Raw genomic sequence first — 15,690 nt, 5'->3', positions numbered from 1 at the left:
GTGAACGATAAAAAACCAGGTGGGCGCGAGCTTGCTCGGGCCCACAGGTCCTGGGGATTAGATAAAGACGATTTCATAGGGCATGCCCATGCGGTCGAGGATGACCCGGGGCACGAGCGGTGCAATGCCGTTGGCGGGCTCGCCGTTCAGTTGGCTGGTGTAGGCATGCATGGCGTGACGCTTGCGTGCGGTGGTCCAGACGTCCAGGCGTAACTTGCGCGCTCGGTGCCAAGGAATCTTGTTCTGCTCGCGGACGGGCCAATGCCAGGCCCATACGGGCAGCTCATTGAAGGCCGCGCCGATATTGTCGGCGGCCTGGGCTCCGGCGCGGCCGACCGTCTCGTGGTCGCTGTCGCCATCCATGCGCCAGGTGCTGAATACCACGTCGCCGGGTCGCAGGTGATGACGGATGAATGCGCTCAGTTGCGCTTCATGTTCGGCCAGGCCTTTCTCCGGAAAACCGCCGCGCACCCACTGCAGCCCGTGGGACGGTACGCCCAGGCGGTGCAGGGCATCGACGCTTTCCTGGGGATGCGGGCGAAATGTGCGCAGTCTTTCATCGGACCATAATGGCGAGCCGGGAGGGCTTGGGAGGCCGTCGGTGACCGAGATCAACAGCATGGGTTGGCCCAGGTTGCTCAGCAATTGGAGCAGGCCACCGCAGGCACCGACCTCATCGCCGGGGTGCGGAGCCAGGATGACCGCGCGGGCGCCTGATGGGATCAAGGTCTGGGTACTGATGATGGGAATGTCGGCCAGTTGCGGCGAGCTGTTCCATATCTGCGGGTGCTGCCGGCCTTGCGAGTGAGAGGCTGGTTTCATCGGAGTACGTCCTTGTCGTGTTCAATCGTGCAGTCACACAGTGGGCCGGCCGCCCATTGTTGCCCGTAAGGGCCTGACTGTGATTTGCGCTGATCCGAGTCCTGGAGCTTCGCGCAGGGAAAGTATTGACCATGCTGACGGATTCGTCGCGTCGGAATGTGTATCTGAACTGCATTTTTTGCGTTCGAACTGCGCTGCATTGCGACAGAAATCGCGTCCTTGCGGTTTCCGCTGTCTTGTCGCCGTGTATCGCCTGCGCTTAGTCCTCTTCTTCGCGTTGCAATTCGAACAACAATAACGAACGTCCGGTCACTGAATATTCGCAATCAAATTCAAAGCGCTCCTGGCCGCGCACCAAGGGTTGGTTGGTGTCCACCATGCAGGTCCAGAAACTGCCTTCAGGTACCTCAGGCAGGCGGAAATTGACGATGTCATGGTGCGCATTGACCACCAGCAGCAACGTGGCGTCGCCCCCTTTGCGGCGGATGCCGGTTTCCTGGGCGCGTCCGTCCATCAGCATGCCCAGGCAGCGACCGTGGCTGTCCTGCCATTGCTCGATGGTCATCTCGCTGCCATCCGGGGCCAGCCAGGTGACGTCCTTGACGCCGATGTCCTCGTTGTAGTTGCCCACGAGAAAGCGTCCGCGCCGCAGGATCGGATAGGTCAGGCGCAGCTTGATCAAGCGCTTGACGAACTTGAGCAGCGCCTCGCCATCCTGGCTAAGGTCCCAGTTGACCCAGCCGATCTCGCTGTCCTGGCAGTAAGCGTTGTTGTTGCCATGCTGGGTGCGGGCGAATTCGTCCCCGGCGACGATCATCGGTGTGCCTTGGGCCAGCAGCAAGGTCGAGAAGAAATTGCGCATCTGCCGATGGCGCAGGGCGTTGATCTGCGGATCGTCCGTCGGACCCTCCACGCCGTGGTTCCAGGACAGGTTGTTGTTGCTGCCGTCCTGATTGTTCTCGTCGTTGGCTTCGTTGTGTTTATCGTTGTAGGACACCAGGTCATGCAACGTGAAACCATCGTGGGCGGTCACGAAGTTCACCGAGGCGTATGGCCGGCGCCCACGCTGGTTGAACATCTCGCCCGAAGCAGTCATGCGGCTGGCGAAGTCGGCAAGTTGGCCGTCGTCGCCTTTCCAGAAGGCGCGCACGGTGTCGCGGAATTTGTCGTTCCACTCGACCCAGCCCGGCGGGAAACGTCCGACCTGATAGCCGCCAGGACCGCAATCCCAAGGCTCGGCGATCATTTTCACCTGGCGCAGCACGGGGTCCTGTCGACAGGCAACGAGGAAACTGTGGCGCTCGTCGAAGCCGTCGTGGTAACGGCCGAGGATGGTCGCCAGGTCGAAGCGGAAACCGTCTACATGCATTTCCGTGGCCCAATAGCGCAGGGAGTCGGTGACCATCTGCAACACGCAGGGGTGGCTCAGGTCCAGCGTGTTGCCGGTGCCGGAGTCGTTGATGTAATAGCGTTTGTCGTCGGGCATCAGCCGGTAGTACGAGGCATTGTCGATGCCGCGCATGGACAGGGTCGGGCCCTGTTCATTGCCCTCGGCGGTGTGGTTGTAGACCACGTCGAGAATGACTTCGAGGTTGGCCTCGTGCATGTGCGCGACCAGCTCCTTGAACTCGGCGATCTTGCCGCTGGCCAGGTAACGCGGGTCCGGGGCAAAGAAGGCAATGCTGTTGTAGCCCCAATAGTTGGTCATGCCTTTGTGCAGCAGGTGCTGGTCGTTGACGAAGGCGTGGATGGGCAACAGCTCCACCGAGGAAACGCCCAGCTTGCGAATGTGTTCGAGCACATCGTCGACCATCAGGCCGGCGAACGTGCCTCGCAAGTTCTCCGGCACCGAAGGGTGGCGCATGGTGAAGCCGCGCACGTGGGTTTCATACAGGATGGTCTTGTCCCACGGCACGGTGACCCGGTGATCATGGCCCCAGGTATGGGCCGGGTCGATGACCTTGCACTTGGGCACGAACGGGGCGCTGTCGCGCTCATCGAAACTGAGGTCGCCGTCCGGGTGGCCGATGGTGTAGCCGAACAGCGCTTCAGACCACTTCAGCTCGCCAACCAATTGTTTGGCATAGGGGTCGATCAGCAACTTGTTGGGATTGAAGCGATGGCCATTCTCTGGGTCATAAGGGCCATAGACCCGATAACCGTAGATAAGCCCGGGATGCGCGTCTGGCAGATACCCGTGGTAGATCTCATCGGTGTATTCCGGCAGTTCGATACGCTCGAGCTCGACTTCGCCGGCGTCGTCGAAAATACACAGTTCGACCTTTGTGGCGTTGGCTGAGAACAACGCGAAATTGACCCCCAGGCCATCCCAGGTCGCGCCGAGCGGAAACGGCAGCCCTTCACGAATCCGCGAGGCCTCGATAACGGGCGGCGGCGTGGTTTTCTTTGGACGGGTCATAGTTGCTCCTGCAAAAGACAGATTCGGTAATGCGGTGCACGTGGGGCAGGGTGGTGCCCGATGCTTGTGGCGAGGAGACGAATCCCCAGGCCACAGGCGAGCCCCTTCGTTGAAAGAAGGACAGGATTGAAAACGATGAGTTCGGAGGATCAGACCGCTGGTGGTTTGCGCGCCGCTCGTGGCTTTTTCGCTGGGGCCTTGTCAGCAGGCGGGACCACCGCAGCGGTTGCTGCGGAAGGTTTCGCAGCAGGTTTGGCCTTGGGCGTCGTGCTTTTCGTGGCGGCCTTGGCAGCGGGGCTCTTGGCCGCGGCGGGCTTGGCGCCATCCGTTTTGCTGGCGGCGGTCTTGCTCGCAGCCTTGGGCGGTTTGCTCGGTGCCAGGGCTTCGGCTTCCGCCAGTTTGCGCGCCATCTCCCAGTGACGCTTTTCCTGCCCGGCGGGCTTACCCTCGGACTCCCAGATCTGGTAGGCAAATTCACGAATGCGTTTATCGTCGGTACTCATCGCAGTGCTCCTGACTTGACTCAAGATTGGATAAAGACATTGACCGGGAAATCCCCCAGCGCGGCGCTGACCATCAGCTCCCTTTGGGGTGTGACTGTTGCGCTTGCAAAAAGTCCCTTCAGTTTTTCGTCCTCGGCGGCAAACGGTAACGACACGCGGGTATCGCCCCAGTCCGATGCAGTGACCTGGGGCAGGGCACTGTTTTCCAGCAGGCTGGCCGTGTGAATCGGTACCACCACGATTGCCCGTTGCTGCTTGTGCTCGCGCATGAAGGCCAGTATTCGCCCGGCGTGTTCGCCTAGCACCGACAGCGGCTGGTAGCTGCCCTGGCGGAACAGTTGCGAGTACTCGGACCGCAGGGCCAGCGTGCGCGCGATCAGCGCCTGCTTGATCCGACCGTCACGCCAGTCGCGCAGCAGCGCCACGGGTGAGCTGTCGGCCTGCATCGCCTCGCGGCGGGCCGGGAAATCCACCGGGCGGCGGTTGTCGGGATCCACCAGGCTGAAGTCCCAGAACTCGTTGCCCTGGTACAGGTCTGGCACGCCGGGCACGGTCATGCGCAGCAAAGTTTGCGCCAGACTGTTGAGGGCGCCTGCCGGAGCAATGACCTGGACGGCTTCGGCGATGGCGCAACGCAACGGCAGGCCTTCATCGCACAGCAATAGCCGTTCAAGGAACATCTGGGTGGCTTGCTCGTAGGCATCGTTGACCGCCGCCCAACTGCTTTGCAGCTTGGCCTCGCGCAGTGCCTTGCGTTGCCACTGCCACAGGCGTTCGGCGTAGTCGCCCAGGGCTTTCTGATCCTGCAGGTCGAGGTCCAGGGGCCAACTGCCGAGCAGCGCCTGGTAGAGGATCAGTTCATCGCCGGCCGACGGCGCCGCGGGGTCGCTGTGCAGCGACGGCGAGAGGATGCGCCATTGCTCCACGCACGTGGTGTACCAGTCGGGACGTTCGCTGATCACCGCCAGCCGGGCACGGGTGTCCTCGCCGCGCTTGTGGTCGTGGGTGGCGGTGGTGATCAGGTTGTCGGGGAAATGTTTCAGCCGCTCGATGCAAGCATCGTGGAATTCTTGCGTCGGCGCGCTGAACCGCTCGGTGTTGTAGCCCACGTCGTTGCGTGACAGCAGCGCCGCCGAGCGATAGAGCGCGGTGTCCTCGACCGCCTTGGCGGCGGCTGGCGAGGTCAGTTGCTGGAAGCGCACGCAGGCATGCCGCAGGCGTTTACGCTGGCTCCCCCTCGGGCGTTGGCGCCAAGGCATGCCGCCGAGCCAGTTGGCCAGGCAATCGAGTACGGGCCAGTCGGCTTCGCTGAGGGTTTGCCGGGCGCCTTCAAGGGCCTTCTGGAAAAATACCTCGTCCTCGGCGGAGCGACCCAAGGGGCTGATATAGGTGCGATACACCGGGAAATGCACGATCAATTCCTGCAACGCCCGGCGAATCGCGCCGAGGGTCAGGTCGCGGGTCATTACGTCGTCCCGGGCCACTTGCAGCAAGGCCTGGGCGACGCTCTCGAAATCCCCGGCCAGGGAACCGTTGAGAATCTGCTGGCGGGCCAGGCGGGCTTCTTCGATGAAGTGCGCGGGCCGTTCGCTGTGTCGGCTCCAGAATTCGGCGAGGCGCTCGGCACCGGCCGGGTCATGCTGCAGCAGCGAAATCTGGTTCATGAACTCATAGCCGGTGCTGCCGTCGACCTTCCAGTCGCGGCGCAGCGTTTCGTCATCGCCGAGGATCTTCTCGACGAAAATCGGCAGGTGCCGCGAGGGCGAAAGCGAGTCGACGCGACGGCGCAGTTTGCGGCAGTAACCGCGAGGGTCGGCCAGGCCGTCGATGTGGTCGATCCGCAGGCCGTCGACCAAGCCATCGGCGATCAGCTCGAAGATCTTCGCATGGGTCGCCTCGAAAACCGCCGGGCGTTCGACTCGCAGGCCACCCAGTTCGTTGACATCGAAAAAGCGCCGCCAGTTGATGTCATCCGCCGCCGTGCGCCAACTGGCGAGGCGGTAGCTTTGGCGTTCCAGTAGCTGATGCAGGCGTTCGAAACCTTCGGGCTCCAGCGAATCATAACTGCGCAGGTTGTCTTCGATCGCGCCAAGGATGCCCGGCTCGCAAGCCAGGTCTCGCAGGTCCTGTTGCAGGGGCTGGGCCAGGGAATGGGCATCGGTCTGGTAGTTCAGCGTGGTGAAACGCTCGGCCAGTGCCCTGAGCGAGTCGACCTGTTCCGGTGGCAGATTGTCCGAGGGTTTGAGCAGCTCGCCGTACTGCATCGGGCAAATGGGAAAGCGGTGTTCATAGTGCTCGACGAAGAAGCTGCCTTGATCGGCGTCGAAGCGCAGTTTCAGGGTGCCTTCCTGCAAGGCCACGCCATAATCACTGCCCAGGAAAGGCAACAGCAACTGGCCTTCCATCAGCGGGTCGGGTGAATGCCACTGGATGTCGAAGAATTCGCCATAAGGGCTCAGGCGCCCCCATTCCAGCAGGTCGAGCCACCAAGGGTTGTCATTGCCGCCAACGGCCATGTGATTGGACACGATGTCGAGGATCAGGCCCATCCGATGCTCGCGCAAGGTGGCCACCAGGCGCCTGAGCGCGGCCTCGCCACCGAGTTCCGGGTTGACCTGGGTCGGATCGACCACGTCGTACCCGTGCATGGACCCGGCGCGGGCTTTGAGCAGCGGCGAAGCATAGAGATGGCTGATGCCCAGGGAAGCGAAATACGGCACCTGGGCGATGGCATCGTCCAGGGTGAAGCCTTTATGAAATTGCAGGCGCAAGGTCGCCCGCAGCGGTTGAATCAATGTCTGGTTCATCGGTCACGCTCGTTCGCCTGAAGTCTCGCGCAGGCGAGTATTTCCAGACGCCGCGCGGCGTCCGGGTCGTCCAGCAGTTCCCGGCTGTCCAAAGCCAGGCGCCGCCGCCAGTTGGGGTGGGTGTCGGTGGTGCCGGGCAGGTTGGCCTGTTCTTCGACGCCCAGGGCATCTTCGAGTGGCAGCAGCACCAGTGGCGCACGGGTATGCCCGAGGAAACGCACGCTGGCGTCCAGCACCTGGTCGGTTTCGCGATGTTCCTCGCGAAAATTCTGCGGATCCTGGTTCAGCGCGTTGCGCAGCCCGTCGCGTTCACGCTCGCGGTGCCGGCGCCAATCCATCTCGGTGTGGGAATCGATCAAGTCCAGCCGGGCGTTCCAATCGATGTCATGGCCGTGCCACCAGCCATTGAGCGTGGGCAGGTCATGGGTGCTGGTCGTCGCCAGGGCGTTGTCCGGCCAGTCGAGGATGGGCTTGAAGTGGGTGTTGTCCTGTTCGAACAACAGCACGCGCATGCCCAGGATGGAGCGAGCGATGAGCTTGTCCCGCAGGCCGTCGGGCACGGTGCCAAGGTCCTCGCCCAGCACGATGGCCTGGTGACGATGGGACTCCAGGGCCAACAGGCGCAGCAGGTCATCGATGGGGTAATAGAGGTAGGCGCCGTCGGTGGGGGGCGCGTCGTTCGGGATCACCCACAACCGTTGCAGGCCCATGATGTGGTCGATGCGCAAGCCACCCGCGTGAGCAAAATTGGCCCGCAACATCTCGATGAACGCGCGGAAACCATTGCGTACCAGCCCTTCGGGGGAGAAGGCCGAAATGCCCCAGCCCTGGCCCGAGCGATTGAGGATGTCGGGCGGTGCGCCGACGGTGAGCGACGCGAGCAATTCATCTTGCCGGCTCCAGGCCTGGCTGCCGCCACCGTCGGCGCCCACCGCCAGGTCGGCGATCAGGCCGACACCCATGCCACTGGATTTGGCCGCGCTCTGGGCGCGTTCCAGGCAGCGGGCAATCAGCCATTGGCAGAAGGCGTAGAAGCCGATTTCATCGGCGTTTTCCTCGGCTAAACGGGCGATTGCGGCGCTGCGCGGATCGCGCCATTCTGCGGGCCATCGGCGCCAGTCGAGGCTTTCGCCCCGGGCGGCGCGCTCGGCCTGCAGGGCTTCGAAGCGGCAATGGTTTTCCAGGGCTTCGCCACTGCTGTGGCGAAAGCTGCTGAAATCCTCGTGCAGCGGATGCTCGCCCTGGCTGAAACCGTCGTATAGCGCACGAAGAATCCGTTGCTTGGCCTCGGCGGCCACCGGCCAATCGATCAGTGGCTGTTGCTCAAGATTCTGCAGTTGATTGGCCAGGCCCGTGGCGTCGATGGCGGTGCGCAGTGCACGCTCGCCCAGGATGGTGCCCGGCGCGGCGTACAGGCTGTTGAGGAACAGTCGGCTGGACGGTGAATAGGGGCTGTAGCGTCCGGTGTCGCTGCTGAACATCGCATGCATCGGGCTGATGGCCAGCGCGTCGGCACCCCGTTCGCCGGCCACTCGCGCCAACTCTTCCAAGGCCTGGGTGTCGCCGAAGCCGCCATCACCCGGGCGGCGCAGCGAATACAGCTGGGCACTCAGGCCCCAGGCCCGAGGTGTCGGGTCATCGACCGCATCCGCCACGCTGTAGCAGCGAGCCGGGGCCACGGCCAAGGTGAAGTGCTGGCCCTGGATGCTGACATGCTGGTAACCCACCGGCACGATCCCCGGCAAGGCAGCAGCGGCATCGAGTTTCGAATTCAGTGTCGCGCCGTCCTCAAGCTGGATTTCGCAAGGTGTGCCGGGCTCGAAATAGCGGCTCAAATCGACATTGACCCCGACATCCGCCGTGATCAGCGGGGGCAGGCGATGGTTCTGTTGATCTTCCTGCAACTGCAGCAGGCTGGCATCGATTTCCTGGGCGCTGCCAGCGGGATGACCCAGGCCGGTCAGGACCGAGCGCAACACGGCCGGTGATACTTTCTGGGCTCGGCCATTGGCATCGATCCAGTCCACCGCCAGGCCCGCTCGGCCGGCGAGGATTTCCAGTTGCGCATCGCTCATAGGCGCTCTCCAGTAATTGTGGGCAAGGTGGCCGCTTGCGTCAGACTGACCAGCGCGCTATGGGGTGTGAGAACCCCCTGTTGCAACAGACCCATGGCCTGCGGTGGATGTTCGAAAAGAATCTGTGCCTCGTGAGGTGCGCTGTGTTCGACGGCTTGGTCACTGAGGTTCAGGTCGATACGCAGCACACTGCCGTCGCCCAGTTGCCAGCGTGCGCTCACCGCGCCATGACCCAGCACCTCGGCACCCAAGGCATGGGCAGCAGGCAGGCGCGGGACGATTTGCTCACGGCGAATTTTCAGCAATTGGCGATAAAGCGCTTCGCAGGCCAGTTGCTCCGGCTGGTGTGCTTCAAGGGTTGGTCGAGAGGCCTCGAAGGTGCTGGCCGCATTCGGATCAGGGATTCGCGCACGCTTCTCGGGATCGGCAAAGGCGCTGAAAGCCTTGAACTCGTTGCGTCGGCCTTCGCGCACCAGCTCTGCCAGCTCGCCGTGGTGGCTGGTGAAGAACAGGAAAGGCTGTTCGGCGACGACTTCATCGCCCATGAACATCAACGGAATCATCGGCGACAGCAGCAACAGCGCCGTCGCGGCTTGCAGGGCCTGCGGCGCGGCCAGTTGATGCAAGCGCTCACCGAGGGCCCGGTTGCCGATCTGGTCGTGGTTCTGCAGGAACAGCACGAACGCGCTCGGCGGCAGGTGGCCACTGGGTTCGCCACGGGATTCGCCATGGCGGTTGGTATGGCCCTGGAACACGAAGCCCTGGCTCAGGCAGCGCGCGAGTTTTTCCGTCGGTTGCTCGGCGTAGTCGGCGTAGTAGGCGTCGGTCTCGCCCGTGAGCAGGACGTGCAGGGCGTTATGCCCGTCATCGTTCCATTGGGCGTCATAGCCCTGTTCCAGCAGGCTGGCCTGGTTGTGTTCGTTCTCGACGGTCAACCAGACATGCCGCGTCGGGTCCACCTGCTGACGCACCTGGGCGGCCAGTTCCTGCAGGAAATCGGGGTCCTCGATGGCGTGCACGGCGTCCAGGCGCAGGCCGTCGAAACGGTATTCCAGCAGCCACATCAGGGCATTGTCGATGAAGAAGTCGCGGACCTCGCGGCGCCGGAAGTCGATCGCCGCGCCCCAGGGCGTGTGCTTGTCTTCGCGAAAGAACCCCTTGGCGTAGCGATGCAGATAATTGCCGTCGGGGCCAAAGTGGTTGTAGACCACGTCGAGGATGACGGCCAACCCATGGCCGTGGGCGCTGTCGATCAGGTGCTTGAGCTGGTCCGGCGTGCCGTAGGAGGCTTGCGGGGCGTAGGGCAGTACACCGTCGTAGCCCCAATTGCGATCGCCGGGAAACTGCGCCAGCGGCATCAGTTCGATGGCCGTCACGCCAAGCCCGGCCAGGCGAGCGAGTTGTTGCTCGACGCCTTCAAAACCGCCGAGGGCGCCGACGTGCAGTTCGTAGATGACGGCATCGTACCAGGGGCGACCGCACCAACTGGTGTGGCGCCATTGATAAGCATGGGGGTCGACCACCACGCTGTGGCGGTCGATATCACCGTCCTGGGACCGGGACGCCGGGTCAGGCACTTCCAGTTCCCCGTCGATGTTGTAGCGGTAGCGAGTGCCGGCGGCGCAACGGGCCTGGATCATGAACCAGCCATTGGCCTGGGGCAGCATCGGTATGGATTCTCCAGTGTCGAGTTCGACACTGACGTAAAACGCATCAGGGGCCCACAGGGCGAAACGGGTGTGCTCTGGATCAAGCAAGACCGCGCCGTGGGTCCGGGTTTCAGGCATCCTTGACGGCATCGGTTACCTCATTGTCTAGCCGATTTTCCCAATGATTTAGCGACCAGTTGTTCATAGAGTTCGGCGTAGGGTTCTACGGCCTTGCTCCAGTTGAAGGGGGCCGACATCGCGCGGCAGCGCATGGCATTGAGCAGTTCGGGGAATTCGAAAACCTTGAACGCGCGGCTCAAGGCCTGCTTGTAGCTCTCCACGGTCGACTCATCGAACAGGAAACCGGTGATGCCGTCCTCGATGGTGTCCGCCAGCCCGCCAGTGTTGCGCGCAACAGGCAGTGAGCCGAAGCGCTGGGCGTACATCTGGCTCAAGCCGCAGGGCTCGTAGCGCGAAGGCATCAACAGGAAATCACTGCCGGCGAACATCCGTCGCGCGTCGGTTTCGTTGAAGCCGATGCGCACGCCGATCCGCCCGGGGAAGCGCAGCGCCAGTTCGCGCATGGCCTGTTCTTCTTCCGGCTCGCCACGACCGATGATCGCGATCTGCCCGCCGGACTCGACGATGAACTCGGCCACGGCCTCGGTCAGGTCCAGGCCTTTCTGATAGACCAGGCGCGACACCACGGCAAACAGCGGGCCGGTGGAATCCTCCAGGCCGAACAGATCGCGCACATGAGCGGCGTTGGCGGCCTTGCCATCCCAATCGCCTATGGAAAACTGGCGCAGCAAGTGGGAGTCGGTGGCCGAATCCCAGCTTTCATCGATGCCGTTGGGGATGCCGCTGAGCAGGCCTTGTTGAGTCTTGGAAGCAAGGAACCCGTCGAGGCCGCAGCCGAACGCCGGGGTAGTGATTTCCTGGGCGTAGGTGGCGCTGACGGTGGTGATGTGGCTGGAATAGGCCATGCCGGCCTTGAGGAACGACAGCTTGCCGTAGAACTCCATGCCCTCCTGTTGCAGAGCATGTTCCGGGATACCCAATTCAGGGCAGGACGCGAGGCTGACCACGCCCTGGTACGCCAGGTTGTGGATGGTGAACAGGGTCGGGGTGCGTTGGCCGCGCCAGTGCATATAGGCCGGCGCGAGCCCGGCTGGCCAATCGTGGGCGTGGACCAGGTCGGGGCACCAGTGGATCTGCGCCAGGTTGGCAGCGATGTCGGCGGCGGCCAGGCCCAGGCGGGCGAAGCGGATGTGGTTGTCAGGCCAGTCGCGACCGTTGTTGGCGCCGTAAGGAGAACCTTCGCGAGCGTAGAGTTCGGGACAGATCAGTACGTAGATCACCAAGCCGTCGGCCATGTCCATGCGACCGATCTTGCAAGGAGGAAGCGCTGCGTGGCCACCCAGTTCGCCGATGATATGAATAGGATTGCCGCTGTTCATCACTTGCGGGTAGCCAGGGATCAATATCCGCACGTCGTGCAAACCGGCCATGGCGCGGGGCAGGGCGGAGGAGACGTCACCCAGGCCGCCGGTCTTGACCAGGTCGGCGATTTCCGACGTCACGAACAGGATTTTCTTGCGATTGGGATTCTGTCGAACGACAGGTAGCAGTGCCTTGCCTCCGGTGGCCAACACCGGTGCCGTCGGCGATTCGGCCGCCGGCGGTAGTTGAGAACGGACTTGCTGTGGTTCCAAGGCAGCACTGATCATAAATAACTCCTATTTCTCGATCTGTTTCCGGCAAGCGCCAGAGCTGTTGTTTCATTGGCCGAATCCTGCGGCCAGGCGCACGAGCGCTACGCAAGGAGAGCAAAGCGCTGCCCAATGCGGCGAAGCGAATCAGGTGAGGGGGCCGTTGCAAGGAATGCTCCAGCCGTTGTTGCCCTTCCTCTAACCTGACCTGTCGCCGTTGCGAAAAGTTTCGACTTTTTTTCCTCCGGATGACCGGTCGGTTTTCCCCTCGGTTCGGCAGTCTAGGTCAGAAGCTAGAGCGGTGCGGTTCGCTTCGTCGAATTGTCGGACAATCACGCGAACTGTCGGCAATGTCTTACACGACGCAGGGGAATTCGAGCCGACGAAATGCAGCTTGTTTGAAACAGTCGGGGTGTATGGAAGGGCGACGGTTCAATCGCGTGCGCGGTTCAGCGGCGCTGCGCACCATTAAGGGGCGGGCGGGATGGAGGCGTTTTGATGGCTTTCAGGACGAGCGCTTGCATGCCCCTTGTGGGAGCGAGCTTGCTCGCGATAGCGGTGTGTCTGGTCATGATTGTGCGACTGGTCCACCGCTATCGCGAGCAAGCTCGCTCCCACAGGGTACTAGCGGATTTTCAGATTGTGGTGGTCAACACCCGAATCGGTTTGCCAGCCGCCCAAGCGAGCAAATCCTCGATCATCTGGCCATAGAACTGCTGGTAGTTCTGTCGGCTGACATAACCCACGTGGGGTGTCGCCAGAACATTGTCCAGGGTCCGAAACGGGTGGTCGGCTGGCAGCGGTTCCTCGGCGAAGACGTCCAGGGCCGCACCGGCCAGACGCTTGTGCTCAAGTGCCTCGACCAGCGCAGCTTCATCGACGATCGGCCCGCGAGCGGTATTGACCAGCAGCGCCTCAGGCTTCATCCAGCCCAGCGCCTGGGCATCCACCAGACCGCGGGTGCGGTCGCTGAGCACCAAGTGGATCGAAAGAATATCGGCCTGCTCGAACAGCGCCTGTTTGTCGACATAGGTCGCGCCGGCCGCGGCGGCTCGTTCGGCGGTCAGGTTCTCACTCCAGGCGATTACCCGCATGCCGAACACCTGGCCGAACTGCGCCACGCGCGTGCCGATGCTGCCGAGGCCAAGGATCGCCAGGGTCTTGCCATGCAGATCGCCGCCCAGGCCCTGCTGCCACAGCCCGGCACGCAACGCGTTGGCTTCCGGGACCAGGTTGCGCGTCAGGGCCATGACCAGCGCCCAGGTCAGTTCGGGCGCGGCGTGCTTGTAGCTGTCGGTCCCGCAGACCTGGATTCCCAACGCCGTGGCAGCCTTGAGATCGAGCGCAGCGTTGCGCATACCGCCGGTCAGCAACAGCTTGAGGTTGGGCAGGCGACGCAGCAGTGCTTCATCGAAACGGGTCCGTTCGCGCATCACACAAATGACATCGAAGCCTTGCAGGCGCGAGACGAGAGTGTCTTGATCGGCGGGGTAATCGTGGAGAAAAGTTACCTGGCCAATGCTGTCCAGTGGCGACCAGTCCACCACGTCTTGCGCCACGCCTTGCCAATCATCGATGACCGCTATTTGCACCGCCATGGAACACCTCGTCAGGGAATGGGTTTGTCCAGCCAGCCGAGCAGGGCCTTGTGGAACCGATCCGGCTCTTCCATCTGGGGCGCGTGCCCCAAGTTGGGGAACTCCACCAGCGTCGACCGAGGGATCAATTGCGCGACCTGCTTGCCGAGCACCTCGTAGTGGCCAAGCTTGGCTTTTACGGCCGGCGGGGCAATGTCACTGCCGATTGCCGTGGTGTCGGATGTGCCGATCAGCAGCAGCGTTGGCGCCTTGAGGTTCTTGAATTCGTAATAGACCGGCTGGGTGAAGATCATGTCGTAGATCAGCGCCGAGTTCCAGGCGACTTGCGTGTGCCCCGGTCCCTTGTTGAGCCCAGCGAGCATGTCTACCCAACGGTCGAACTCCGGCTTCCAGCGTCCGCCGTAGTAGGTGTTGCGTTCGTAGGTGCGAATGCCCTCGGCGTTGAGTTTCAACTCGCGTTCATACCATTGGTCCACGGTGCGGTAGGGCACGCCGAGGGCTTTCCAGTCTTCAAGGCCGATCGGGTTGACCATCGCCAGGCGCTCGACCTGGTCGGGGAACTGCAAGGCGTAGCGGGTGGCGAGCATGCCGCCGGTGGAGTGGCCGACAACGATCGCCTTCTGCACGCCAAGCGCCTTGAGCAGGGTGTTGGTGTTGGTCGCCAACTGCTGGAAACTGTACTGATAATGGTCCGGTTTGCTGGAGGTGCAGAAGCCGATCTGGTCCGGGGCGATGACCCGGTAACCGGCCTCGCTGAGGGCCTTGATCGAGTCGCCCCAGGTGGCGGCGCAGAAGTTCTTGCCATGCATCAGCACGACGCTGCGCCCGTTGGCCTTGCCTTGGGCAGGCACGTCCATATAGCCCATCTGCAACGGTTTGCCTTGGGACTGGAGGGAAAAATGCTTGAGCGTGTAGGGATACTCGAAACCTTCGAGCTGCGGCCCATAGGCGGGGCCTTCGGGTGGCGTCTCGGCCTGGGCGAACATCGGCAGGGCAGCGAGCAAGAACAGGCTGGGCAGCCAGCGGGTGGTCAAACGCGGCATGATCAATCTCCTTGAGGCAACCGGCCGATCCTGGAACGGCTCGATTATGGCGACATTAATCACAGGCAACCGAACCGCTGGAACGTTCAACCCATCCAGCCCAGGGTCGCGAGCACGAGCACGCCATAACGCAGGCCCTTGGCGAGGGTGACGATCAACAGGAAGCGTCGCCATGGCTCACCCATCACGCCCGCCACCAGTGTCAGGGGATCGCCAATGATCGGCAGCCAACTGAGCAACAGGGACCAGTACCCGTAGCGTTGATAATGCCGACGCGCCTTGTCCAGGTGGGAAGGGCTGACGGGAAACCAGCGGCGATCCTTGAACTGTTCGAGGCGGGTCCCCAGCCACCAGTTCACCAGCGAACCCAGGACATTGCCCAAGGTCGCGATCCCCATCAGCAGCCAGGCTGCTTGACGCTCGCTGAGCACCAGGCCGACCAACAGCGCTTCCGATTGCAGCGGCAGCAGGGTCGCTGCGCCAAACGCGGTCAGGAAAAGCCCGACATAAACGCCAGCCATCAGTGGGCTGGATAATCCGCCACGACGGTTTGCGTGCCGTCCTTCTTCTGCCCGATCACTTGATAGGCATCGCCCATGCCATCCATTTCCATGCCCGGCGAGCCCATCGGCATGCCCGGCGCGGCCACGCCCAGCAAGTCATCGCGCTTGCTCATCGCCAGCACCTGATCGGCCGGCACGTGGCCCTCGACGAATTTGCCGTTGATCTCGGCGGTGTGGCAGGAGCGCAGGTTCGGCGCCACGCCCAGGCGCTGCTTGACCGAACTCATGTCGGCCTCGACATGGTCGTTGACCTTGAAACCGTTGGCTTGCAGATGGGAGATCCATTTCTTGCAGCAGCCGCAATTGGCGTCGCGGTGCACGTCGATGGTGACGGGTTCGGCGGCCTGGGCCAGGGTGGAGATAAAAACGGCGCTCAGGGCGAGCAGGTGCAGGGGATTGGCCATGGGGAACGGTCTCTTGGCGACGAAGTTTGGAAGGATAACAGACTAGCGGCGAGCGCCTGACGGTAGGCTGAGGGACGGATTACAGAATTGTCAGG

At 62.7% G+C, this 15,690-nt stretch carries 11 protein-coding genes; all 11 read right to left on the bottom strand.

Features of this window, described 5'->3' with window-relative positions; all coding sequences use genetic code 11:
• Positions 1-57: 57 nt before the first annotated feature.
• Positions 58-822 carry a PIG-L deacetylase family protein gene (locus JMN22_RS12975; protein WP_030142749.1) on the bottom strand — a complete coding sequence of 255 codons (765 nt, stop codon included), beginning with the start codon at positions 820-822 and terminating at the stop codon, positions 58-60.
• 259 nt (positions 823-1,081) lie between these two features.
• On the bottom strand, positions 1,082-3,241 hold the full coding sequence (gene glgX / locus JMN22_RS12970) for a glycogen debranching protein GlgX (protein ID WP_030142748.1): 2,160 nt from the start codon (positions 3,239-3,241) through the stop codon (positions 1,082-1,084).
• Between the two features lie 149 nt (positions 3,242-3,390).
• Positions 3,391-3,744, bottom strand: a complete 354-nt coding sequence (locus tag JMN22_RS12965; protein ID WP_030142747.1) for a DUF2934 domain-containing protein — start codon at positions 3,742-3,744, stop codon at positions 3,391-3,393.
• Between the two features lie 20 nt (positions 3,745-3,764).
• A complete protein-coding gene (locus tag JMN22_RS12960) occupies positions 3,765-6,551 on the bottom strand; it encodes a malto-oligosyltrehalose synthase (RefSeq protein WP_198796977.1) in 2,787 nt (928 codons plus the stop codon).
• Complete coding sequence (gene malQ, locus JMN22_RS12955; protein ID WP_198796976.1) at positions 6,548-8,626, bottom strand: 4-alpha-glucanotransferase; 2,079 nt, start codon at positions 8,624-8,626, stop codon at positions 6,548-6,550. Before malQ ends, JMN22_RS12960 begins: the two co-directional genes overlap by 4 nt.
• Positions 8,623-10,425 carry a malto-oligosyltrehalose trehalohydrolase gene (gene treZ / locus JMN22_RS12950; RefSeq protein WP_198796975.1) on the bottom strand — a complete coding sequence of 601 codons (1,803 nt, stop codon included), beginning with the start codon at positions 10,423-10,425 and terminating at the stop codon, positions 8,623-8,625. Before treZ ends, malQ begins: the two co-directional genes overlap by 4 nt.
• A gap of 8 nt (positions 10,426-10,433) precedes the next feature.
• Positions 10,434-12,005, bottom strand: coding sequence for a glycogen synthase GlgA (glgA, locus tag JMN22_RS12945; RefSeq protein WP_030142743.1), 1,572 nt, complete (start codon positions 12,003-12,005; stop codon positions 10,434-10,436).
• A gap of 617 nt (positions 12,006-12,622) precedes the next feature.
• Complete coding sequence (locus tag JMN22_RS12940) at positions 12,623-13,585, bottom strand: D-2-hydroxyacid dehydrogenase family protein (protein WP_198796974.1); 963 nt, start codon at positions 13,583-13,585, stop codon at positions 12,623-12,625.
• Between the two features lie 11 nt (positions 13,586-13,596).
• On the bottom strand, positions 13,597-14,628 hold the full coding sequence (locus tag JMN22_RS12935; RefSeq protein ID WP_030142741.1) for an alpha/beta fold hydrolase: 1,032 nt from the start codon (positions 14,626-14,628) through the stop codon (positions 13,597-13,599).
• Positions 14,629-14,714: 86 nt separating this feature from the next.
• A complete protein-coding gene (locus JMN22_RS12930; protein WP_198796973.1) occupies positions 14,715-15,149 on the bottom strand; it encodes a YqaA family protein in 435 nt (144 codons plus the stop codon).
• Positions 15,149-15,595 carry a DUF411 domain-containing protein gene (locus JMN22_RS12925; RefSeq protein WP_198796972.1) on the bottom strand — a complete coding sequence of 149 codons (447 nt, stop codon included), beginning with the start codon at positions 15,593-15,595 and terminating at the stop codon, positions 15,149-15,151. The genes JMN22_RS12930 and JMN22_RS12925 overlap by 1 nt, the downstream gene beginning before the upstream one ends.
• Positions 15,596-15,690: the final 95 nt, after the last annotated feature.

Source organism: Pseudomonas sp. HB05 (genome assembly GCF_016756915.1).
Taxonomy (GTDB): domain Bacteria; phylum Pseudomonadota; class Gammaproteobacteria; order Pseudomonadales; family Pseudomonadaceae; genus Aquipseudomonas; species Aquipseudomonas alvandae.
This window is presented reverse-complemented; position numbering and strand designations above follow the sequence as displayed.

Bases quoted from the DNA above. Each gene is read 5' to 3' on its own strand.
- JMN22_RS12940 (WP_198796974.1), bottom strand. From the start codon at position 13,585: ATGGCGGTGCAAATAGCGGTCATCGATGATTGGCAAGGCGTGGCGCAA.
- glgA (WP_030142743.1), bottom strand. From the start codon at position 12,005: ATGATCAGTGCTGCCTTGGAACCACAGCAAGTCCGTTCTCAACTACCG.
- JMN22_RS12965 (WP_030142747.1), bottom strand. From the start codon at position 3,744: ATGAGTACCGACGATAAACGCATTCGTGAATTTGCCTACCAGATCTGG.
- treZ (WP_198796975.1), bottom strand. From the start codon at position 10,425: ATGCCGTCAAGGATGCCTGAAACCCGGACCCACGGCGCGGTCTTGCTT.
- JMN22_RS12975 (WP_030142749.1), bottom strand. From the start codon at position 822: ATGAAACCAGCCTCTCACTCGCAAGGCCGGCAGCACCCGCAGATATGG.
- JMN22_RS12925 (WP_198796972.1), bottom strand. From the start codon at position 15,595: ATGGCCAATCCCCTGCACCTGCTCGCCCTGAGCGCCGTTTTTATCTCC.
- JMN22_RS12935 (WP_030142741.1), bottom strand. From the start codon at position 14,628: ATGCCGCGTTTGACCACCCGCTGGCTGCCCAGCCTGTTCTTGCTCGCT.
- malQ (WP_198796976.1), bottom strand. From the start codon at position 8,626: ATGAGCGATGCGCAACTGGAAATCCTCGCCGGCCGAGCGGGCCTGGCG.
- glgX (WP_030142748.1), bottom strand. From the start codon at position 3,241: ATGACCCGTCCAAAGAAAACCACGCCGCCGCCCGTTATCGAGGCCTCG.
- JMN22_RS12960 (WP_198796977.1), bottom strand. From the start codon at position 6,551: ATGAACCAGACATTGATTCAACCGCTGCGGGCGACCTTGCGCCTGCAA.
- JMN22_RS12930 (WP_198796973.1), bottom strand. From the start codon at position 15,149: ATGGCTGGCGTTTATGTCGGGCTTTTCCTGACCGCGTTTGGCGCAGCG.